Source organism: Aquitalea sp. ASV11, assembly GCF_016429185.1.
Taxonomy (GTDB): domain Bacteria; phylum Pseudomonadota; class Gammaproteobacteria; order Burkholderiales; family Chromobacteriaceae; genus Aquitalea; species Aquitalea pelogenes.
Genome location: NZ_JAELUD010000127.1, coordinates 1 through 4,445 on the forward strand (window position 1 = coordinate 1; position 4,445 = coordinate 4,445).

7 protein-coding genes are annotated in these 4,445 nt (G+C 61.6%); all 7 read left to right on the plus strand.

Annotation, left to right across the window (positions count from 1 at the left end):
• Positions 1-600: formate dehydrogenase subunit alpha (locus JHD62_RS21070; protein ID WP_233161144.1), on the plus strand; the 600-nt coding region annotated here is incomplete at its 5' end.
• A 9-nt stretch (positions 601-609) separates the two neighbouring features.
• Positions 610-1,485 (plus strand): formate dehydrogenase subunit beta, encoded by an 876-nt coding sequence (gene fdxH / locus JHD62_RS21075; protein WP_062788080.1) that lies wholly within the window; start codon positions 610-612, stop codon positions 1,483-1,485.
• Complete coding sequence (locus JHD62_RS21080) at positions 1,482-2,111, plus strand: formate dehydrogenase subunit gamma (RefSeq protein WP_045845510.1); 630 nt, start codon at positions 1,482-1,484, stop codon at positions 2,109-2,111. Before fdxH ends, JHD62_RS21080 begins: the two co-directional genes overlap by 4 nt.
• Positions 2,108-3,037, plus strand: a complete 930-nt coding sequence (gene fdhE, locus JHD62_RS21085; RefSeq protein ID WP_199104527.1) for a formate dehydrogenase accessory protein FdhE — start codon at positions 2,108-2,110, stop codon at positions 3,035-3,037. The genes JHD62_RS21080 and fdhE overlap by 4 nt, the downstream gene beginning before the upstream one ends.
• 240 nt (positions 3,038-3,277) lie before the next feature.
• Positions 3,278-3,646: a response regulator gene (locus JHD62_RS21090; RefSeq protein WP_045845508.1), complete on the plus strand. Its 369-nt coding sequence runs from the start codon at positions 3,278-3,280 to the stop codon at positions 3,644-3,646.
• A gap of 9 nt (positions 3,647-3,655) precedes the next feature.
• Positions 3,656-3,946 (plus strand): lipid asymmetry maintenance protein MlaB, encoded by a 291-nt coding sequence (locus JHD62_RS21095; RefSeq protein WP_199104528.1) that lies wholly within the window; start codon positions 3,656-3,658, stop codon positions 3,944-3,946.
• A partial coding sequence (locus JHD62_RS21100; protein WP_199104529.1) for an Hpt domain-containing protein occupies positions 3,936-4,445 on the plus strand: 510 nt, incomplete at its 3' end. The genes JHD62_RS21095 and JHD62_RS21100, both read left to right, overlap by 11 nt.

Below are 4,445 nucleotides of genomic sequence, written 5' to 3' on the forward strand. Positions count from 1 at the left end.
CCGCCAGGCAGCCCCATGGCCCCCTTCATCATGCAGGCTGAAGGGCTGGGACGCCTGTTTGCGCTGGACAAGATGGCCGAAGGGCCGTTCCCGGAGCATTACGAGCCGTTCGAAACGCCGCTGGGCACCAACCCGCTGCATCCCAAGGTGATCTCCAACCCGGCCGCCCGCCTGTTCAAGGACGACAAGGCCGAACTGGGTCAGCACGCGCAGTTCCCTTATGCCGCAACGACTTACCGCCTGACCGAGCACTTCCATTACTGGACCAAGCATGCACGACTGAACGCCATCATGCAGCCGGAACAGTTTGTGGAAATCGGCGAAGAGCTGGCCAGGGAAAAAGGCATTGCGCATGGCGACCTGGTGAAAGTGTCGTCCAAGCGTGGCTATATCAAGGCCAAGGCGGTGGTGACCAAGCGTATCAAGGCACTGAAGGTGAACGGCCAGCTGGTACACCATATTGGCGTGCCGATTCACTGGGGCTTTGAGGGGCTGACCAAGAAAGGCTTTATTGCCAATACGCTGACGCCGTTTGTCGGGGATGCCAACACCCAGACGCCGGAGTTCAAGTCCTTCCTCGTCAACGTTGAGAAAGCTTAAGGAGCGACCATGTCACTGCAATCGCAAGATATCCTGCGCCGCTCCGCCAGCCCCACCCAGCCGCCGATTGCGCGCGAGCACAAGGCGGAGGTGGCCAAGCTGATCGACGTGTCCACCTGCATTGGCTGCAAGGCCTGTCAGGTGGCCTGTTCGGAGTGGAATGACCTGCGCGACGAAATCGGCAGCAATGTCGGGGTGTACGACAACCCGGCCGACCTGACTGCTGAAAGCTGGACGGTGATGCGTTACAGCGAAGTGGAGCAGAACGGCAAGCTGGAATGGCTGATCCGCAAGGACGGCTGCATGCACTGCGCCGACCCCGGCTGCCTGAAGGCTTGTCCGTCGCCCGGTGCCATCATCCAGTACGCCAACGGCATCGTGGACTTCCAGTCCGAGCACTGCATTGGCTGCGGCTATTGCATTGCCGGCTGTCCGTTCAATGTGCCGCGCATCAACCAGAAGGACAACAAGGCCTACAAGTGCACCTTGTGTTCCGACCGGGTGAGCGTGGGGCAAGAACCAGCCTGTGTGAAAACCTGTCCCACCGGCGCCATCCGCTTTGGCAGCAAGGAGGACATGAAGGAATACGCACAGGTGCGGGTGGACGAGCTGAAAACCCGTGGCTACGCCAATGCCGGTCTGTACGATCCGCAAGGCGTGGGCGGCACCCATGTGATGTACGTGCTGCACCATGCCGATCAGCCCGAGCTGTACCACGGGCTGAAGAAGGATCCGCAGATCAGTCCGGTGGTCAGCCTGTGGAAGGGCATTCTCAAGCCGCTGTCCACCATCGGCCTGGCCGCGTCGGTGCTGTTCGGCTTCTTCCACTACATCGGCGTCGGCCCCAACAAGGCCGAAGATGACGAAGAGGAGGACAAGGCATGAGCAAGGAAAAGCTGATCAAGCGCTACAGCGCGGCGGAACGCATCAACCACTGGATCGTGGCGGTGTGTTTCGTGCTGCTGGCCATCTCCGGCCTGGCCTTTTTCTACCCGGCCTTCTTCTGGCTCACCGGGGTGTTCGGCACGCCGCAGCTGGCACGCATCATCCACCCCTTTGTCGGGGTGCTGATGTTTGTCGGTTTTGCCCGCCAGTTCTTCCGTTACTGGCATCACAATTTCATCGACAAGGAAGACATCAAGTGGATGAAATCGGTGAAATCGGTGCTGGCCGGGCATGAGGTGGGCGATACCGGCAAGTACAACGGTGGTCAGAAAGGTATGTTCTGGCTGATGACGGGCTGCCTGCTGGTGCTGATTTGCACCGGTGTCGTCATCTGGCGGCCCTACTTTGCCTACTCCTTCCCCATTGATGTGGTGCGCATTGCCCTGCTGTTGCATGCCTGGAGCGCACTGGCGCTGATTGCCGGCATCGTGGTACATGTGTACGCGGCCATCTGGGTACGCGGCACCATCCGCGCCATGGTGGAAGGCGTGGTCACCCATGCCTGGGCCAAGAAGCACCATCCGCGCTGGTATCGTGAAATGACTGGAGACAAGCACAAGCCATGAGCATCCGCATTGTTCCGGCCGAACAATTGGCCGAACGTCAGGCAGCCAGCCTGGACATCACCCCGCTGCTGCTGCCGCAGCCCGCTACGCTGTATCGTCAGCGTGCGGCGCGGCTGCAACAGCTGGCAGCGGGCCATGTGATGGCTGATTACCTGCAACTGGCCAGCCGCATTGCCCAGGCCCAACACCAGCTGGTACACAGCCAGCCGGTGTTGCTGCCCGTGCGGGAGGATTACTTCCGGCAGTGTGCCGAGCACGGCCTGCCCCCCCTGGGGGCCATGGCCTGGCAACGCGACAGTCAATGGCAACAGCTGCTGCCAGCCCTGTGTGCACAGCTGGCGGAAGGTGCCAGTCCGCTGCTGGCCGGTGTGCTGAACGGACTTCTCGACAGCGCTCCGGCACAGCTGGAAGCGGCAGCCCAGAAGCTGTTGTCGGGGGATCTGGCAGCGGTGGATAGTGCGCAGGCACCATTCATCTGGGCGGCCTTGTCGGTGTACTTCAGCCAGCTGGCCAGCCAGCTGAACATGGCGGGTGTTGCCGAACCGGGCGACGCGCGTCATCTGTGTCCGGTATGCGCCAGCGCCCCGGTCGCGAGCATCGTCCGTCAGGGCAATGAAGCCGGCCTGCGCTATCTGCATTGCAGCCTGTGCGAAAGCGAGTGGCATCTGGTGCGGGCCAAGTGCAGCAACTGCGAAGCCACCCGCGACATCGGCTACTGGTCGCTGCAGGACGCGCATGATGCCGTGCGCGGCGAGTCCTGCGGCGATTGCGGCAGCTATCTGAAAATCCTGTCGCTGGACAAGGACCCGCAGGCCGAAGCGGTGGCAGACGACCTGGCCAGCCTGGCGCTGGATGCCGCACTGGAGGAACAGGGCTTTGCCCGCAGCGGGCTGAACCCCCTGTTATTTCCCGGCAATACTGCCTGACAGCTGCAACCGGCCCGCGTGGCCGGTTTTTTTTGGCCTGCGGCCGACAGGGCATCCTCCGCTGGCAGTCATCCGCCTGCAACTGCAGACCGCTTTGCGGTTTGCATTCAATCCAGCGAGCAACTAGAAAGAAAAAATAACAAGTTCATGCGCGACCGTCAGGCATGCAGGCATGAATGAACAAGCCGCAGCAGTAGCCATTGGCGCACAGCGGCTGTTGAACCGGGTAAGAGGGAGGCCATGAGCAAAACCATCCTGATCGTCGACGATTCGCTCAGCCTGCGCCTGGTGGTGAAAATGACACTGGAAGGCGCTGGCCATACCGTGTTGCAGGCCGCCGACGGCAAACAAGCTTTGGACATGCTGGATGGCCGTCAGATCGACCTGATCCTGTCCGATCTCAACATGCCGGTACTCGATGGCCTGGGCTTGCTGGAGCACATCCGCCAGCACCCGCTGTATGCCGCCACTCCCGTCATCATGCTGACCACACAGGATGCCCGCCACTTGCAACTGCGCGGCCAGCAACAAGGCATCAGTGCCTGGATCATCAAACCCTTCGAACCACCCTATCTGCTGGCAGCCATTGCCCGGCTCACAACGCGGTAACAGCCTTTCATGGAAAAGTGCATCACGCTGGGTGCTGAGCTGACCCTCTATCAGGCAGCAAGCCTGCATCAGCAGCTACTGGAGGCCAGCCGCGACGCTGCCGACCTGGTGCTGGACTTGTCCCAGGTCAGCGAAATGGACTGTGCTGCAGCCCAGGTGCTGTTATGGCTGCTGGCCCGGCAGCAAGGGCAGCAACGCACATTGCGGCTGAGCCAGCCCAGCCAGACGGTGCGCAGTTTTATCCGGCTGATGGGCCTTGGCGCATTGCAAGCCTGCCTGGAGAGCGATGATGGATCTTGAACAGGCACGGCAATCCTTCTTGCAGGAGTCCGCCGAACTGCTGGAGGAAATGGAAGGCATCCTGCTGGATGCCGAAGCCGACAACATCACGGCAGAGCAGCTGGGTGCACTGTTCCGCGCCATGCATACCATCAAGGGTTCGGCCGGCCTGTTCGGGCTGGAGGACATCGTTCACTTCACCCATCAGGTAGAAGACCTGCTCGACCAGCTGAGGGAGGGCAGCTTGCAGCTGGACGCAGAACTGGATGGCCTGTTGCTGCGCTGCCATGACCACGTCAAGGCCCAGCTGGCGGCACTGGATGGCGGCATTCCGCCCTCTGGCGAAGAACAGGCCAGCATACTGGCAGAGATCGCCACGGTGATGCAGCACTGCAGCGACACGCTGCGCTATGCATCCGGCGAGCACCTGGAGCCGCCCGCGGCCCAGCAGCCCAGCAGCGACTGGCTGCTGTCACTGCGCTTCGGTCCGGATGTACTGCGCAATGGCATGGACCCGGCC